Source organism: Lentzea kristufekii (assembly GCF_033949925.1).
Classification (GTDB): domain Bacteria; phylum Actinomycetota; class Actinomycetes; order Mycobacteriales; family Pseudonocardiaceae; genus Lentzea; species Lentzea kristufekii.
Map to the genome: position 1 here is coordinate 98,067 of NZ_JAXAVV010000012.1, position 15,234 is coordinate 113,300.

The following is a 15,234-nucleotide window of genomic DNA, read 5'->3' on the forward strand; positions in this document are numbered from 1 at the left end:
TCAGCCCCACTGTTCGAAGGTCGGCAGGAAGCGGGCCGCGAGCTTCGCGAACCGCTCGGGCGGGCCGGTGCACGTCACCCGGTGCAGGGCCGGCCCGGAGGTGGCGAACTCGTCGCGCTCGGTCAGCAGCCGCACGACGTCCTTCACCGTCTCCTCGGCGCTCGACACCAGCGTCACGTGCTGACCCATGACGATCTGGATCACGCCCGTCAGCAACGGGTAGTGCGTGCAGCCCAGCACGACCGTGTCGACCTCGGCGCGCTGCAACGGTTCCAGGTAGGCCTGCGCCAGCCCGAGCACCTGCCGGCCGGAGGTGATGCCGCGCTCCACGAAGTCGACGAACCGCGGGCACGCCGCCGCCGTCACCGTCACGTCGCGGGCGGCCTGGAACGAGTCCTGGTAGGCGTGCGAGTTGATCGTGCCGACCGTCGCGATCACGCCGACGCGGCCGCTGCGGGTCGTCGTCACCGCGCGCCGCACCGCTGGGAGGATCACCTCGACCACCGGCACGTCGTAGCGCTCACGAGCGTCGCGGAAGCAGGCGGCGGACGCGGTGTTGCACGCGATCACCAGCATCTTCGCGCCCTCGTCCACGAGCCGGTCGCAGATCTCCAGGGCGTGCTTGCGCGCCTGCGCGATCGGTAGCGGCCCGTAGGGACCATGAGCCGTGTCGCCGATGTAGTGGATCGACTCGCCCGGCAACTGGTCCATGATCGCGCGGGCGACGGTGAGGCCGCCGACGCCCGAGTCCATGATCCCGATCGTCACGCCGTGAATGTAGCCGGTGTTGTAGTGCGCCGATTGTCGCGAGAAACACCCCACGCAGCCAGAACGCCGCCGATTGCGCCGAACAGGTGGCCTTCCCACGACACGCCGGGCTGACCGGGCAGCACACCCCACAGCGCGGCGCCGTACAGCATGAACACGCCGACGGCGATCACCATCTGCAGCCACGAGCGCGCGAAGATCCCGCGCACCAGCAGGAACGCGAGGAAGCCGAACACCAGCCCGGACGCGCCGATGTGGCTGCCGGCACTGCCCAGCACCCACACGCCCAGCGCGGACGACAACCAGATGACCGCGGTGACCTGGAAGAACTGCTTGAGCCCTCCCGAGTTCGCGAGGAACCCCAGCAGCAGCAACGGAACCGCGTTGCCGGTGAGGTGGCTCCAGTCGCCGTGGATCAACGGCATCCACAGCAGGTTGTCCCACTCGCTGAAGTCACGCGGCCGCACGCCGTCGTCCTCCAGCGAGCCGCCGGTCGCCACGTCGAAGGCCTCGACGACGTAGAGGAAGCCGACGAACCCCGCGACGACGAGCAACGACAGCACTGGATGCGGCGGTATTACCCGTTTCGCGAGCGCGGTGCGGTCCACGTGTCCAGGGTACGTGGCAACTAGGGTGGTTGGGTGTCGATCGAAGTAGCGGTACGTGCCTCCGCCCAGCTGGGCGAGGGGCCGACGTGGGACCACAGCAGCTCCACGTTGCTGTGGGTGGACATCCTCGCCTCCGAGGTGCACCGGTACGCACCCGCGCGGGACGACGACGCGGTGCTCGTGGTGCCCCAGCACGTGGGCGCCGCCAAGCCCCGCGCGCAGGGCGGCATCGTCTGCAACCTGCGCGACGGCATCGCGCTGGTCGACCGCGACGGCTCCAAGAGCTGGCTCGTCTACTGGGCCCGCGAGGGTGTGCGCGGCAACGACGCGGGCATCGACCCGTCGGGCCGCCTGTGGGCCGGCACGATGCGCTACGACCAGGCCGCCGACGAGGGCTGGCTCGCCAGGATCACCGGCGACGGCTCCGCGAAGGTCATGGTGGACAAGGTGAACACGAGCAACGGCGTCGGCTGGAGCCCGGACGGCACGCTCATGTACTTCATCGACACGCCGACCCGCCGCATCGACGTCCTCGACTTCGACAACGCCACCGGCACCGTCGCGAACCGCCGTCCGCTCACCCACGTGGGCAACACCGAAGGCTGGCCGGACGGGCTCACCGTCGACGCCGACGGGTGCGTGTGGGTCGCGCTGTGGGGTGGCCACGCAGTGCGCCGCTACACGCCGGCAGGTGAGCTCGACCGCGAGATCGAGGTACCGGTCGACAACCCGACCGCGTGCTGCTTCGGCGGTGCCGACTTCACCGACCTCTACGTGACGTCCGCCCGCGTCGGGCTGTCCGACGAGGCGCTGATGGACCGGCAGCTCAACGGTTCCGTGCTGGTGCTGCCCGGCGTCGGCCAGGGCGTGCCGAGCGTGGCGTTCAACGGCTGAGGCGCGCTGCCGCAGGGGTCCCCCCGAGCTGGGAACCCCTGCGTCACAACCTACTCGGCACCACCGACAAGATCGGCGGATCGCTCACGCCCAGAGGTGGCCGTCGAGCTTGGCGGCCGCCTCGTCCAGGGTTCCGGCGTAGGCGCCGGTGGACAGGTACTTCCAGCCCGCGTCCGCGACCACGAACACGATGTCCGCCGGCTTCCCCGCGACCTGGGCCTTCTGCGCCACGGCCAGCGCGGCGTGCAGGATCGCCCCCGTCGAGATGCCGGCGAAGATGCCCTCGGTCTCCAGCAGCTGCCGGGTGCGGCGCAACGCGTCGTAGGACCCGACCGAGTACCGCCCGGTCAGCACCGACTCGTCGTACAGCTCCGGCACGAAGCCCTCGTCGAGGTTGCGCAGGCCGTAGACCAGCTCGCCGTACCGGGGTTCGGCGGCGATGATCTGCACGTCCGGCTTGGCCTCGCGCAGGTACCGCCCGACGCCGACGAGCGTGCCCGTCGTGCCGAGACCGGCGACGAAGTGCGTGATCTCCGGGAGGTCCTTCAGGATCTCCGGCCCCGTGCCGCGGAAGTGCGCCTCCGCGTTCGCCGGGTTCCCGTACTGGTAGAGCATGACCCAGTCCGGGTTCTGCTTGGCGATCTCCTTCGCCGTGGCGACGGCCTGGTTCGACCCGCCGGCGGCAGGCGAGAACACGATGCGCGCGCCGTACGCCTGCAGCAGCTGCTTGCGCTCGGTCGAGGTGTTCTCGGGCATCACGCACACCAGGCCGTAGCCCTTGAGCTTCGCGGCCATGGCGAGCGAGATGCCGGTGTTGCCGGACGTCGGCTCCAGGATCGTCGCGCCGGGACGCAGCACGCCGTCCCGCTCCGCCGCCTCGATCATGGCCAGCGCGGGCCGGTCCTTGATCGAGCCGGTCGGGTTGCGGTCCTCGAGCTTCGCCCAGATGCGCACGTCCTCGGACGGCGACAGGCGCGGCAGGCCCACCAGCGGCGTCCCGCCGAGCGCGTCCAGGAGCGAGTCGTAACGGGCCATGGGAAAGATCAGCCGCCCGCGACTGCCGGGAGGATGGTGACGTTGTCGCCGTCCTTCACCTCGGCCGCGAGGCCACCGGAGAAGCGCACGTCCTCGTCGTTGACGTAGACGTTGACGAACCGGTGCAGCGTGCCCTCCTTGACCAGGCGGGCCTTGAGGCCGCCGTGGTTGTTCTCCAGGTCGTCGATGACCTCGGCGAGCGTCGTACCGGCAGCGGACACCGACTTCTCGCCCCCGGTGTGGGTGCGCAGGATGGTCGGGATCGACACGGTGACTGCCATGGTGGTTCTACCTCCGGGAAACGGGTGCAACTCAGGATTCGACGATCTTGACCGGTTCCTCGGTCACGACACCGTCGACGATGCGGTACGACCGCAGCTCGTGCTCGATCGGGTCACGCGTGGAGACCAGCACGTAGTGCGCCTCCGGCTCGCCCGCGAACGAGATGTCGGTGCGGGACGGGTACGCCTCCGTCGCGGTGTGCGAGTGGTAGATGACCACCGGCACCTCGTCGTTAGCGTCCATCTCGCGCCACACCTTGAGCTGCTCGGCCGCGTCGAACCGGTAGAACGTGGGCGACCGCTCCGCGTTCTCCATCTCCATGAAGCGCTCAGGGCTGTCGGACCCGTACGGCCCGGCGATCACCCCGCACGCCTCGTCGGGATGGTCGCGGCGCGCGTGGGCCACCATCGCGTCCACCAGGTCACGGCGAATCACCAGCACGTGCTCAATCCTACGGGCTGGCAAAAGTTGTCTCGGTATGCGAGATACCCGCGCTCCGCTGGTTGCTTTAGCACTGGCTTATATTAGCCGTGGCTACTACAGTGACCGCCGTGCACGCGTTCGACGTACTCGCAGACCCGGTGCGCCGGCGGATCCTGGAGCTGCTCGCGAGTGGCGAGCGGGCGGCGGGAGACGTCGGCGAGGTGGTCCAGGCCGAGTTCGGGATCACCCAGTCCGCCGTGTCGCAGCACCTGAAGGTGTTGCGCTCGTCCGGGTTCGTCGAGGTCAGACCTGAGGGCACGCGACGGCTCTACGCCGTGGCGCCCGACCCGTTGCGGGAGGTCGACGCGTGGCTGGACCACTTCCGGCGGTTCTGGGAACCGCATCTCGACGCGCTGGCGACCGAGCTGGCACGCGGCAAGCGTGAGCGCAGGCTGGAGGCAGAAGATGACTGATCGCGCGTACGAGGACGGCAAGCTCGTCATCCGGCGGCACTACAAGGCAGAACGCGAGGACGTCTGGGACGCCATCACCACGCCGGAACGCCTGGTCAGGTGGTTCCTGCCGATCAGCGGCGACCTCCGCCCGGGCGGCCGCTACCAGCTGGAAGGCAACGCGGGCGGCGAGGTCGTCCGCTGCGAGAGGCCCAGTGAGATCGGCCTGACCTGGGAGATGGGCGGCGGCGTGACCGAGGTCGTCGTGCGGCTCGAACCGGACGGCGACTCGACGGTGCTCACGCTGTCGCACTCCCCCGTGCCAGGAGAGCTCATCCCGAACGCGTCACCGACGATGTGGGGGCTCGGCGCGGGCTGGGAGATGGGCCTGCACGCACTGGAGGAGTTCCTCTCGGGAGACCTGCCGGAAGGCGCCGCGAAGGACTGGATCGCGACGGCGTCGCAGGAGGACCTGATGGCCGCGGGAATGCGGGCGCAGCAGATCAGCGACGTGTGGACGGAGGTGCTCGGATGAGGTTCACCAAGGAGGTCGTGCTCGACAAGCCGATCGAGACCGTGCGGGTGATCACGTCCGACCCGGCCCACCTGCACAGGTGGCAGCCGGACCTGGTCAGCATCACCCAGCACAGCGAGACGCCGGGCGCGGCCGGTTCCACGGCGACGCTGAAGTACCGCAAGTTCACGCTGGAGGAGACGGTGCTGTCCGCGACCGCCGACGAGCGGATCTCCCGCTACCGGACGACCGGGATGGTGCACACGATCACCAACCGGTACTCGGCGATCGACGAGCAGCACACGCTCCTCGTGTGCGACAACGAGTTCGAACTGTCCGGGCTGCTCAAGCTCGGCCGCAGGGTGCTCGAGAAGTCGCTGCGCGAGCAGGTCGAACGCAACGTCGAGAACTTCAAGGCGTTCATCGACGCCGACTGAGCACCACCACGAGGTAGAGGGCCAGCAACGCCACCCCGCGCCGCCGTTGCCCCTGGTCGAGCCCGCGCCACGCGGCCAGCTCCGCCCAGGCGGCGAGCGGCGTGACGGCGACACCCAGCTTCATCAGCACTTTTCCCAGCCCCGGTGGCACCAGGAACGCTGCGGCGAACAGCCCCGCGGGCGCGACCACCGCCAGTTCCCTGCCGGGGATCTCGCGCGCCGCACCGGGCGGCGCGAGCTCGGACACGACACCTGCTGCCTGATCGATCACATCGGCCATGCCGGGTGGTTACCCAACTCAGAGGTCGCGGAACGCCGTCACGCCGTTCACAGAAGTCGCCTCGCGCACACCGGACACCACGGCCTCCGCGAACATCTCGGCCGCCGCCGTGCACAACGCGTCCAGCGCGAACGCGCGCGGCCCCGCGAGCGGCACGGCCCCCGTGGCCAGCGCGAACACCGTGTCACCGTCGAACATCGAGTGAGCGGGCCGCACGGCGCGGGCCAGGCCGTCCTGCGCGGCCATCGCGAGCCGCTGGCACTCCGCCTTGGACAGCTCGGCGTCCACCGCGACCACGCCGATCGTCGTGTTGAGGCCTTCGGGCTTGCGTTCGGGCAGCTCCACCGCCGCCGTGCCGAGCGAGGGCAGCCACGGCAGGCCGGACGCGCGGTCGACGACCTCACCGGACGCGTTGACCACGGCCAGGGCGCCGATGCGGTGCGCGCCGACCGTCGCCGAGGCGACGCCGACACCACCCTTGAGCGAACCGACCCGCGCACCGGCACCCGCGCCGACGCAGCCCAGTTCGAACTCAGGGGCAGCCGCCTCGCAGGCCGCGTAGCCGAACGTGGCGTCCGGCCTGTTACCCCACTCGGACATCGGCAGGTCGAAGATCACCGCGCCGGGCACGATCGGCACGACGTGGTGCGGCCGGGCGCCCACCTGGAAGCCGATCGACCGTTCCGAGAGCCAGCGCATGACGCCGTCCGCGGCCGCGAGCCCGTAGGCCGAGCCACCGGAAAGACAGATCGCGTGCACCTGCTGGACCAGGTTCGCCGGGTCCAGCAGATCGGTCTCGCGGGTGCCGGGCGCGCCACCGCGTCCGTCGACGGCTCCGACCGCTCCGGCCGGCACCAGCACGACGGTCGTGCCCGTCGCCCAGCCGGGTTCGAGGCGGTGGTGGTGGCCGACGAGGACGCCGGGGATCACGGCATCATCGCTTCGACGAGCGTGTCCTGCACCCAGGTGAGCCAGTGGTAGACACCGAGGTGCGGCGATCTCGGGTCCTCCGGCGGCAGTTCCTCCGGCATGTCCTCGGTGACGTCCAGCGCTGTCCCCAGGGCCAGACGCACGTCGTTGAGCGACGCCATCCAGGCCTCGGCCTCCGCGATGGTCAGCCGGATCTCACCGCCGTCGGGTGAGCAGGTGCGCAGCACGGTCTCGGCCGCACCTGTCTTGTGGTCCAGAAGCTCCGGCTCGTGCAACGAGCGCAGCGCCGCCGCCGAGTTGACCTCGTCCGGGTCGGGCGCGTCGTCGTCGAGGCGGTGGAAGTCGGGCAGCAGCCTGCCCAGGATGGGGTCGTCGGGAGCCTCCGACGAGCCAGTCCTGATGCCGGTCAGCTCCGCGAGCTCGTCCTGGGGCGCCTCCTCGGCGCGGGCCAGCAGCATGTCCTGGATCTGGCTGACCAGACCGCGCACGACCGCGGCCTCCTGCCGATCCAGCCTGCCGACGACGACGTCGCCGTCGCGGATCCACCTCTTCACGAGGCCCGCTGCATGGTCGCCCAGAGCCCTGCCGCGTGGAGTTTCGCCACGTCGGCCTCCACCTTGTCCTTGGTCCCCGATGTCACGATCGCCTTGCCCTTGTGGTGCACGTCGAGCATCAGCTTGGTCGCATGGTCCCTGCTGAACCCGAACAGCTTCTGGAACACGTACGTCACGTAGGACATGAGGTTTACCGGGTCGTTCCAGACCACGGTCTGCCAGGGTCGGTCCTCGGCGGCGACTTCCTCACCGACGGCCTCCGGCTGCGTCCGTTCCTGTTCGACGGGCGTGGTCATACCGCCAATGGTGTCATGTTCGGCGCAGTGACGGAGACCGCGTGCGGGTAAACCGGATGCGACCTTAGGGTTGGTGACCATGAACTCGACGGCGTTGCTCACCGACCATTACGAGCTCACGATGCTCGCGGCCGCGCTGCGTGACGGCACTGGTGACCGTCCGTGCGTGTTCGAGCTGTTCGCGCGGAGGCTCCCGAACGAACGGCGCTACGGCGTGGTCGCCGGCACGAACAGGCTCCTCGACGCGATCGCGGCCTTCCGCTTCGGCGAGGAGGAGATCGAGCAGCTGCGCCGCAACGCCGTGGTCGACGATTCCACCTTGGAATGGCTCGCGAACTACCGGTTCACCGGCGAGATCGACGGCTACCCCGAGGGCGAGCTGTACTTCCCCGGTTCGCCGGTGCTGACGGTGCGCGCGTCGTTCGCCGAGGGCGTCGTGCTGGAGACGCTCGCGCTCTCGATCCTCAACCACGACAGCGCCATCGCGTCCGCCGCCGCCCGCATGGTGACCGCCGCGAACGGCCGCAGGATGATCGAGATGGGCTCGCGCCGCACGCACGAGGAGGCCGCCGTGGCGTGCGCCCGCGCGGCGTACCTGGCGGGCTTCACCGCGACGTCCAACCTGGAGGCCGGGCGCCGGCACGGCATCCCGACTGCCGGCACGTGCGCGCACGCGTTCACGTTGCTGCACGACTCCGAGGAGGAGGCGTTTCGCAGCCAGGTCGAGGCGCTGGGCGCCGGGACGACGTTGCTGGTCGACACCTACGACATCACCGAGGGCATCAAGACCGCGGTCGCCGTCGCCGGGCCCGATCTCGGCGCGATCCGGATCGACTCGGGCGACCTGGGCGTGCTGGCCCGCCAGGCCCGCGACCAGCTCGACTCGCTGGGCGCCCGCAACACCCGCATCGTCGTGTCCGGTGACCTGGACGAGTACTCGATCGCCGCCCTGCGCGCCGAGCCCGTGGACGCGTACGGCGTCGGCACGTCGGTCGTGGTCGGGTCCGGCGCGCCGACCGCGGGCATGGTCTACAAGCTGGTCGAGGTCGACGGCAGGCACGTCGAGAAGCGCAGCACGTCCAAGACGTCGCGCGGCGGCTGGAAGAAGGCGTTGCGGCGGCACAAGGACACGGGCACGGCGCTGGAGGAGGTCGTGTTCCAGGCGTCCTCCGAGCCCGAGCTCGGCCCGCACGACCGGCTCGTGCAGATCCCGCTGATGCGGGCCGGCCAGGTCACCGACGAGGTGCCCACACTGGAGCAGAGCCGCGAACGCCTGCGCGCGGCTCTGGTGAGCGTGCCGTGGGAGGGCCTCAAGCTCTCGCGCGGCGAGCCCGCGATCCCGACGATCTACGTGGAGAACTGACATGACCAAGGCACTGATCGTCGTCGACGTGCAGAACGACTTCTGCGAGGGTGGCTCGCTGGCCGTCGCCGGTGGTGCGGCGGTGGCCGCGGCCATCTCGCAGCACATCGCGACCTCGGCGTACGACCACGTCGTGGCGACGCGGGACTACCACGTCGACCCCGGCGCCCACTTCTCCCTCACGCCGGACTTCATCGACTCGTGGCCGGTGCACTGCGTGGCGGGATCGCCCGGAGCGTCGTTCCACCCGGAACTCGACGTGTCGGGGATCGAGCAGGTCTTCTCGAAGGGCCGCTTCGCCGCCGCCTACTCGGGCTTCGAGGCGGAGAACGACCTCGCGGGCTGGCTGACGGACAGGGGCGTGACCGAGGTGGACGTCGTGGGCATCGCGACCGACCACTGCGTCCGCGCCACCGCCCTCGACGCCCACCGCAACGGCTTCCGCACGACGGTGCTCGTCGACCTGACGGCGGCGGTCGCCGCGACGACCCGCGACGCCGCCGTTGAGGAGCTGCTCGCCGCGGGTGTCGCTGTCTCCTAGGGGGTCGGCGAACAGGCCACCGTGCCGACGGTGATGCTGCCGGTGTAGCCGGACGACGGCTCGAACGTGATCTTCAGCAGGGTCATGCTGAGGCTGCCGTCGTTCGGCACCGGGAACACGGTGTCGGTGAACTTGGCCTTGGCGAGCACGGTTCCGTTGCTCGCCTTGACGTCGTGCACGTAGCCGGACGGGATCTCCTGCGGCAGGCCGGTCCAGCCGGACATGCCCTTGAGCTCCCAGCCCGCCGACGTGCCCTTATCGGTGGCGTCGCAGTTGACCGACCACTCGGCGATCTTGAGCCGTGGTCCCTTGTTCCCGCCGGACAGCCCGGCGAGGGCGGACAGGTCGAAGGCCACGCCCTTCGCCGCGGACTTGGTCCTGGTCAGGAACTCGTCCGGGTTCACCACCTCGGTCGTGCAGGTGGAGCTGGTCTCACCGATCTTGAGCCCGGTCCGGCTCACCGCCGGGCTGGAGCCGGTGACGGTGCCCGCCACGTCCGGGTTCACGTCGCACACCGCGAGCGGCGCCACCTTGAACGTCTGGCTCGCCTTCGCGAAGTCCGCGGATCCCGCCGACGCGGTGCCGGGCGGGTTGGCCGCGAGCGCGGTGCCCGCGGTCGCGAACGTCAACGCGACCACAGCGCCGGCGATCGAACTCTTGCGCATTTTTCGCATTGCCTTTGTTCCCACCGCCCGATAATGGTTGTGATGGGTGGCGCTGATAAATGCCCAGCCCTTCATGTCACCCATTCGTGTAGGCAATTACCTGGTCGAGCGACAGGCGTCGTTCGTCAGCGAACTCCGGCGAGCGTGGCGAACGGCTCGCGGCGCGGCAGTGCGGTCGGCAGGCCCGCAAGCCTTTCCAGCGCGGAACACACGCGCACGGCGGCACGGCCGTCTCCGAACGGGTTGCGCCCCAGGGGAAGCCGGAGCCGGGAGCCGAGCACCCAGCCCGCCTCGGCGAGGATGCGGGTGGTGTCGGTGCCGACGAGCCAGGCGCACCCGGCGTCGACGGCGAGCATGCGTTCGGTGGTCTCGCGCAGCACCAGGACGGGCACGCCGAACGTCGGCGCCTCCTCCTGGATGCCACCGGAGTCGGTCAGCACGAGGGACGCCCGCTTCAGCACGCGCACCATGTCCGGGTAGTCCAGCGGGTCGGTGATGACGACGCGCTCGTGGCCGCCCAGCAGTGACACGACCTGTTCGCGCACACCGGGGTTCGGGTGCGCGGGGATCAGCACGTGCAGGTCGGGGTGCCGGTCGGCGATGGAGCGCACGGCGTTGAGCACGCGCATGAGCGGGCGGCCCCACGACTCGCGGCGGTGCACGGTGACGAGCATGAGCCGGCCACCGGTGGCGTCCAGGGTGCGTTCCAGGGCGACGAGGTCCGGGCTGGACGCGGGCAGGTTCGCGGACGCGACGCGCTGCACGGCGTCCACGACGGTGTTGCCGGTGACGACGATGTGGCTGTCCGGCAACGACTCGGAGTTCAGCGCGTTCGCGGCGTCGTCGGTCGGCGCGAGGTGCAGCGAGGTGATGCGGGAGATCATCTGCCGATTCCCCTCCTCGGGGAACGGGCCGTACAGGTCACCGGTCCGCAGACCGGCTTCGAGGTGCGCCACGGGGATGCCGCGCCAGAACGAGGCCAGCGCCGCGGCCAGGGTGGTCGTGGTGTCGCCCTGCACGAGGGTGACCGCCGGGTCGCGCTCCTCCAGCACGGCGTCGAACTCGGGCAGCAGCCGGGAGACCAGCTCGGCCTGCGTTCCGGTGTCGCGGGGGACGTCCAGCCGCAGGTCCGGCACCAGGTCGAACGCCGCGAGCGCCTGCTCGACCATGCCGGCGTGCTGTCCGCTGTGGACGATCGTGGGGCGCAGGCCGGGGTGCCCCTTCAGGGCGATGGCGACCGGGGCGATCTTCAGGGCTTCCGGCCGCGTGCCGGCCACCAGCAGAACCTCTTTGCTCACCGTTGTCCTCTTCTCGGGGGAAGGCGGGGAGGTCCGTCCGGGAGCGGGGGCAACCCCGGACGGACCACTTCAGCCGGCTCGATTCGGTCTGGTCTGGACGGGGACCGCGCGACGCCTCCTCCGCGCCGAGTGCACGAGGAACGCACCCGCGACGAGGAGGACGATTCCCGCGACGATCCACCACGTCACGTCCGCGCCGGTGACCGCGAGGGCACCCACGCCCGTGCCGACGCCTATGCCGGTACCGGGGACCTTGTACATCTGCCGCTCCTCGATCAGGCCGTGCCGAGCGACGCGCGACGGCGCAGCGCCACGAAGGCGACCGGAGCGGAGACGACACCGAGCAGGCCGAGGCCGATCCACAGCCCCGCTCCCGACGCCATCGGGATGGGCAGGCCGGCGGGGCCGCACGTGGCGGACGAGATGATCACGTCGCCGGTGCCGATGGAGCCGAGCACGCCCTGCAGCAGCTTGATGTGGATCGCGTTCACGGTGAGGCTGCCGTCGTTGTTCCTGATCTGCTCGTTGAAGATCACTTCGGCGATCTTGATGCCCGCGAGCTGCACGTCGAGCTTGGTGTTGACCGCGGGGTCGGCGTTGACCTGGCCGAGCTTGCCGAGGTTCACGCCCGCGAGCTTGGCCTTGCCGGCGAGACCCTTCTGGGTCGCCGTGCACTCCGCCTCCACCAGCTCGGCGGAGATCTTGCCGGTGACCTTGGAGAGCAGGTCGACCCGGACGTCCGCGGTGCTCGCCCGCGAGTACACGCCGCCGGACTTCTCGTCCCGCGACGCGGAAGCGTTGATGACACCGGTCTTCAGAATCCCGGTGAGGTCGACGCCTGCGAACGTGTTCTGGGTGGGCCCGTTCGCATTGGCTGCGGCGAACGGCTCCGCGTTGACCGCGGGGTTGCCGAGCAGCGTCACGTTGAGCTTCGCGCCGTAGGCCGAGGCGTCCCCCGGAGCGGCGGAAGCGGGTGCGGCACCGACCAGGAGTGCGGCAATCGCGATGACTCCAGCCAGTCCCGTCATTCGGACACGCATGAATCTCCTTCCCTTGATTCCTCCGGCCCCAAGGCGCGTTGATACCGATGTGGTTTCACGCTTTCCGGGGGCAATTACCGGCATCGGCTTTCTTTCGAGGGAACTGAGGGTTACTCCCCGTATCGGGCGACGGGACCACTCGACTCGCCCAATCGGCGCCACCCATCGTGGCTTTTTTGATCAATTTCCGGTTACGGCGTCACCCGATCCGGGGGTGAGGGATGACGTTGCGTCTACCGATGGAACGTCAAGTAGCCCGTCTGGGCGCTCCCTCATCGGTTGAAAGGATCTTCGGGTGACGCTTGCCGTGCGCCGCACCGCATTCCCGAGCCGGGTGACGGTGGTCGTCCTGCTCGCCGTAGCGGCAGGACTCGTGTTCGCACATCGCCTGTACCGCACGGCGGAGATCTCGCTGTCCGGCGCGGTCCTGAGCGTCATCAGCTCCTACGGCGTGGACGTGGTCCCGGAGCGCCAGACCGTCTACTTCGGACTGGGCTCGGACACCCCGCTGGGCCTGCGGATGACGCCGGAGTGCACGTCCGCGTTCCTGGTGCTGCCGCTGATCGTCGTCGGCGCCGTGATGATCGCGTTGCGCCCGCGCATCCAGAGCCGCGTGCTGTTCGCGCTGGGCGTCGCCGCGCTCGCGGTCGTCGTCGTGAACCAGTTCCGCGTGCTGACGCTGGTGGGCCTCGTGGACTGGCTGGGCGTCGACACCGGGTACTACTGGGGTCACACCCTGCTCGGGTCGATGGTGAGCGTGTTCGGTGGCGCGGCGGCGTTGGTCGCGTTCGTCTGGCTGGCCACGCGGAAGTGAGCCTCGACCTCGTTCTCGGGTTCACGCAGGCGCTCGCCCTGACGATGAGCGTCGCCTTCGTGACGTACGTGTTCGTGATCGTGGTCCCGTACCTGCGGCGCAAACCCGCGCCCGTCGGCGAGCCGGGCTCGTTGGAGTGGCACTTCTTCGTGCCGTGCCGCGACGAGGAGGCCGTCATCGGCGACACGATCCGGTACCTGCGCGGGACTTTCCCCATCGCGCACGTGTGGGTCATCGACGACGACTCGGACGACCGCACCGCCGGAGTCGTCCGGATGTTGAAGCGCAACGGCGGTGTGCGGGACCCGCAGATCCACCTCGTGCAGCGCCAGCGCCCGTACGCCCGCACCGGCAAGGGCAACGCGCTGAACGACGCCTACCGCACGTTGAAGATGTGGATGGGCCGCCGCGCGGACGCCGATCGCGCGATCGTCGTGGTGGTCGACGCGGACGGGCGGCCGGCGCCGAACTGCCTCGAAGTCTGTGCGGCGCAACACCTCTTCGGCAACCCGCGGATCGGCGCCGTGCAGGTGGACGTGCGGATGATCAACGCGGGCCAGCGGCAGCCGGGGGTGTCGCGGTGGCGCCGGGCGTTCGGCGCCGGGCTCGTGCGGATGCAGGACCTGGAGTTCCGCACGGCCATCGCGGCGATCCAGATGTCCCGCGGCGCCACCGGCACGATCTCCATGGGCGGCAACGGGCAGTTCACCCGTCTGTCCGCTTTGGACTCCATCGCCGGGCCGACCGGAAGCCCGTGGCGCGGGTCGTTGCTGGAGGACTTCGAGCTCGGCGTGCACCTGCTGACGGCGGGCTGGCACACAGGCTTCTCGTTGGACACTCACGTGAACCAGGAGGCGCTCTACTCGTTGCGGCGGTTCCTGGCGCAACGCACGCGGTGGGGCCAGGGCACCATGCAGTGCATGCGCTATCTGCGGCGCATCTGGGACTCCGACCACCTGACCACGCTGGGCGCGGCCGAGATGATGTACTACCTCGCGCAACCGTGGATGCAGTTGCTGGGCACGCTGATCTACCCGATTCCGATGGCGATGATGGCGTACCGGTTCGCGGTGTCGCCCTCTGACGTCGTGACGTGGTTCTTCGACGGCGCCTGGATCTTGTTCACCGTGTACGGCGCGTTCGGGTTGCTGCCGTTCGTCCTGTGGGGACCGGTGTACCGCGCACGCTGTGAACCCGTCGGCTTCTGGAAGTCCGTTGCGTACGGGTTCGGCTACGCGCTGTACATCTACACCTTCTACATCACGTCGTGGCGGGCGTTGATCCGTTTGGTGCGCGGCAACAACGGTTGGACCAAAACGCGTCGCAACGAGGAGCGGGTGGCGGGCAAGGTCGCCCTCGACGTCTGATCCGCATGTGTGACCGGTCACTTTGTGGAGATCGAACAAAGACGTTCTCGAGCCCGCGTGGTTAACCTCGGTTCACTCGATTCCGTCTGGGAGGGAACCGTGACTCTCGCACTCGCGCCTCGTCGCACCGTGCTCGCCGACTTCGTGCCGGGCGCCGTGGCCCGTGACCTCGCGCTCGTCGTCGCCGGTGCCGCCTTCACCGGTCTCGCCGCTCAGGTGGCGCTGCCGATTCCCGGCAGCCCGGTTCCGCTGACGGGCCAGACGTTCGCCGCCCTGCTCGTCGGCGCCTCGCTCGGCTGGCAGCGCGGAGCGACCTCGATGCTGCTGTACCTGATCGCCGGAGTCGCGGGCGTGCCGTGGTTCCAGGGCGGCTCGTCCGGTGTGCCGGTCTCGCTCGGCTACGTCGTCGGCTTCGTGTTCGCCGGTGCTCTCGTGGGCTACCTGGCCGGCCGAGGTGGCGACCGCACGCCGTTGCGGACCCTGGGCACGATGGCGCTGGGCAACCTCGCGATCTACTCGGTCGGCGTGCCGTGGCTGATGGCGATGACCGGGATGTCGCTCGGCAAGGCCCTGGCCGTGGGCGTGCTGCCGTTCCTGATCGGTGACGCGCTGAAGATCGCGCTCGCCGCCGGCGTGCTGCCGGGAGCCTGGGCACTCGTCCGCCGCCGGTAGC

22 protein-coding genes are annotated in these 15,234 nt (G+C 69.8%); 9 read left to right on the forward strand and 13 right to left on the reverse strand.

Going from position 1 to position 15,234, the window contains the following annotated elements:
• Positions 1–753 (reverse strand): glutamate racemase, encoded by a 753-nt coding sequence (murI, locus tag SK571_RS24410; protein WP_319986612.1) that lies wholly within the window; start codon positions 751–753, stop codon positions 1–3.
• 11 nt (positions 754–764) lie between these two features.
• Positions 765–1,376 carry a rhomboid family intramembrane serine protease gene (locus SK571_RS24415; RefSeq protein WP_319986414.1) on the reverse strand — a complete coding sequence of 204 codons (612 nt, stop codon included), beginning with the start codon at positions 1,374–1,376 and terminating at the stop codon, positions 765–767.
• Positions 1,377–1,409: 33 nt separating this feature from the next.
• On the opposite strand from SK571_RS24415, the gene SK571_RS24420 reads away from it, so the two are divergent.
• Complete coding sequence (locus SK571_RS24420; protein WP_319986415.1) at positions 1,410–2,270, forward strand: SMP-30/gluconolactonase/LRE family protein; 861 nt, start codon at positions 1,410–1,412, stop codon at positions 2,268–2,270.
• Positions 2,271–2,354: 84 nt separating this feature from the next.
• On the opposite strand, the gene SK571_RS24425 is transcribed toward SK571_RS24420, so the two are convergent.
• From SK571_RS24425 to SK571_RS24435, 3 genes are read right to left on the reverse strand one after another with little or no spacing between them, the layout of a single operon-like run.
• Positions 2,355–3,305 carry a PLP-dependent cysteine synthase family protein gene (locus SK571_RS24425; protein WP_319986416.1) on the reverse strand — a complete coding sequence of 317 codons (951 nt, stop codon included), beginning with the start codon at positions 3,303–3,305 and terminating at the stop codon, positions 2,355–2,357.
• 8 nt (positions 3,306–3,313) lie between these two features.
• Positions 3,314–3,586 (reverse strand): MoaD/ThiS family protein, encoded by a 273-nt coding sequence (locus tag SK571_RS24430; protein ID WP_030479225.1) that lies wholly within the window; start codon positions 3,584–3,586, stop codon positions 3,314–3,316.
• A gap of 31 nt (positions 3,587–3,617) precedes the next feature.
• Positions 3,618–4,028 (reverse strand): M67 family metallopeptidase, encoded by a 411-nt coding sequence (locus SK571_RS24435; protein ID WP_319986417.1) that lies wholly within the window; start codon positions 4,026–4,028, stop codon positions 3,618–3,620.
• A 110-nt stretch (positions 4,029–4,138) separates the two neighbouring features.
• Here SK571_RS24435 and SK571_RS24440 point away from each other — a divergent pair, with 110 nt between their 5' ends.
• Genes SK571_RS24440 through SK571_RS24450 form a run of 3 tightly spaced genes read left to right on the forward strand, consistent with a single transcriptional unit; the run spans position 4,139 to position 5,413 of the window.
• Positions 4,139–4,483: an ArsR/SmtB family transcription factor gene (locus SK571_RS24440; protein ID WP_266039736.1), complete on the forward strand. Its 345-nt coding sequence runs from the start codon at positions 4,139–4,141 to the stop codon at positions 4,481–4,483.
• On the forward strand, positions 4,476–4,997 hold the full coding sequence (locus SK571_RS24445; protein ID WP_319986418.1) for an SRPBCC family protein: 522 nt from the start codon (positions 4,476–4,478) through the stop codon (positions 4,995–4,997). The genes SK571_RS24440 and SK571_RS24445 overlap by 8 nt, the downstream gene beginning before the upstream one ends.
• Positions 4,994–5,413 (forward strand): SRPBCC family protein, encoded by a 420-nt coding sequence (locus SK571_RS24450; protein ID WP_319986419.1) that lies wholly within the window; start codon positions 4,994–4,996, stop codon positions 5,411–5,413. The genes SK571_RS24445 and SK571_RS24450 overlap by 4 nt, the downstream gene beginning before the upstream one ends.
• Here SK571_RS24450 and SK571_RS24455 read toward each other — a convergent pair.
• From SK571_RS24455 to clpS, 4 genes are read right to left on the reverse strand one after another with little or no spacing between them, the layout of a single operon-like run.
• Entirely contained in the window at positions 5,397–5,693 is a 297-nt protein-coding gene (locus SK571_RS24455; RefSeq protein ID WP_319986420.1) for a hypothetical protein, read from the reverse strand. The two genes, SK571_RS24450 and SK571_RS24455, sit on opposite strands and share 17 nt — an antisense overlap.
• Before the next feature lie 18 nt (positions 5,694–5,711).
• A complete protein-coding gene (locus tag SK571_RS24460; protein WP_319986421.1) occupies positions 5,712–6,623 on the reverse strand; it encodes a P1 family peptidase in 912 nt (303 codons plus the stop codon).
• Positions 6,620–7,177, reverse strand: coding sequence for a DUF2017 domain-containing protein (locus SK571_RS24465; protein ID WP_319986422.1), 558 nt, complete (start codon positions 7,175–7,177; stop codon positions 6,620–6,622). Before SK571_RS24465 ends, SK571_RS24460 begins: the two co-directional genes overlap by 4 nt.
• Positions 7,174–7,473, reverse strand: a complete 300-nt coding sequence (gene clpS / locus SK571_RS24470; RefSeq protein WP_030479230.1) for an ATP-dependent Clp protease adapter ClpS — start codon at positions 7,471–7,473, stop codon at positions 7,174–7,176. The genes SK571_RS24465 and clpS overlap by 4 nt, the downstream gene beginning before the upstream one ends.
• A gap of 79 nt (positions 7,474–7,552) precedes the next feature.
• Between clpS and SK571_RS24475 the strand changes: the two genes are divergently transcribed.
• Both SK571_RS24475 and SK571_RS24480 read left to right on the forward strand, forming a co-directional pair.
• Positions 7,553–8,836 carry a nicotinate phosphoribosyltransferase gene (locus SK571_RS24475; RefSeq protein WP_319986613.1) on the forward strand — a complete coding sequence of 428 codons (1,284 nt, stop codon included), beginning with the start codon at positions 7,553–7,555 and terminating at the stop codon, positions 8,834–8,836.
• Between the two features lies 1 nt (position 8,837).
• Positions 8,838–9,377 (forward strand): isochorismatase family protein, encoded by a 540-nt coding sequence (locus tag SK571_RS24480; protein ID WP_319986423.1) that lies wholly within the window; start codon positions 8,838–8,840, stop codon positions 9,375–9,377.
• On the opposite strand, the gene SK571_RS24485 is transcribed toward SK571_RS24480, so the two are convergent.
• The 4 genes from SK571_RS24485 to SK571_RS24500 all read right to left on the reverse strand — a co-directional run bounded on the left by SK571_RS24485 (position 9,374) and on the right by SK571_RS24500 (position 12,380).
• Positions 9,374–10,042 carry a hypothetical protein gene (locus tag SK571_RS24485; protein WP_319986424.1) on the reverse strand — a complete coding sequence of 223 codons (669 nt, stop codon included), beginning with the start codon at positions 10,040–10,042 and terminating at the stop codon, positions 9,374–9,376. The two genes, SK571_RS24480 and SK571_RS24485, sit on opposite strands and share 4 nt — an antisense overlap.
• 125 nt (positions 10,043–10,167) lie before the next feature.
• Entirely contained in the window at positions 10,168–11,340 is a 1,173-nt protein-coding gene (wecB, locus tag SK571_RS24490) for a non-hydrolyzing UDP-N-acetylglucosamine 2-epimerase (RefSeq protein ID WP_319986425.1), read from the reverse strand.
• A 69-nt stretch (positions 11,341–11,409) separates the two neighbouring features.
• Positions 11,410–11,601 carry an LPXTG cell wall anchor domain-containing protein gene (locus SK571_RS24495; RefSeq protein ID WP_319986426.1) on the reverse strand — a complete coding sequence of 64 codons (192 nt, stop codon included), beginning with the start codon at positions 11,599–11,601 and terminating at the stop codon, positions 11,410–11,412.
• A gap of 14 nt (positions 11,602–11,615) precedes the next feature.
• Positions 11,616–12,380, reverse strand: coding sequence for a choice-of-anchor P family protein (locus SK571_RS24500; protein ID WP_319986427.1), 765 nt, complete (start codon positions 12,378–12,380; stop codon positions 11,616–11,618).
• Positions 12,381–12,675: 295 nt separating this feature from the next.
• Between SK571_RS24500 and xrtP the strand changes: the two genes are divergently transcribed.
• The 3 genes from xrtP to SK571_RS24515 all read left to right on the forward strand — a co-directional run bounded on the left by xrtP (position 12,676) and on the right by SK571_RS24515 (position 15,233).
• Positions 12,676–13,194, forward strand: a complete 519-nt coding sequence (gene xrtP / locus SK571_RS24505; RefSeq protein WP_319986428.1) for an exosortase P — start codon at positions 12,676–12,678, stop codon at positions 13,192–13,194.
• Positions 13,195–13,238: 44 nt separating this feature from the next.
• Complete coding sequence (locus SK571_RS24510) at positions 13,239–14,561, forward strand: glycosyltransferase (RefSeq protein WP_319986614.1); 1,323 nt, start codon at positions 13,239–13,241, stop codon at positions 14,559–14,561.
• Positions 14,562–14,660: 99 nt separating this feature from the next.
• On the forward strand, positions 14,661–15,233 hold the full coding sequence (locus tag SK571_RS24515) for a biotin transporter BioY (RefSeq protein WP_319986429.1): 573 nt from the start codon (positions 14,661–14,663) through the stop codon (positions 15,231–15,233).
• Position 15,234 lies beyond the last annotated feature (1 nt).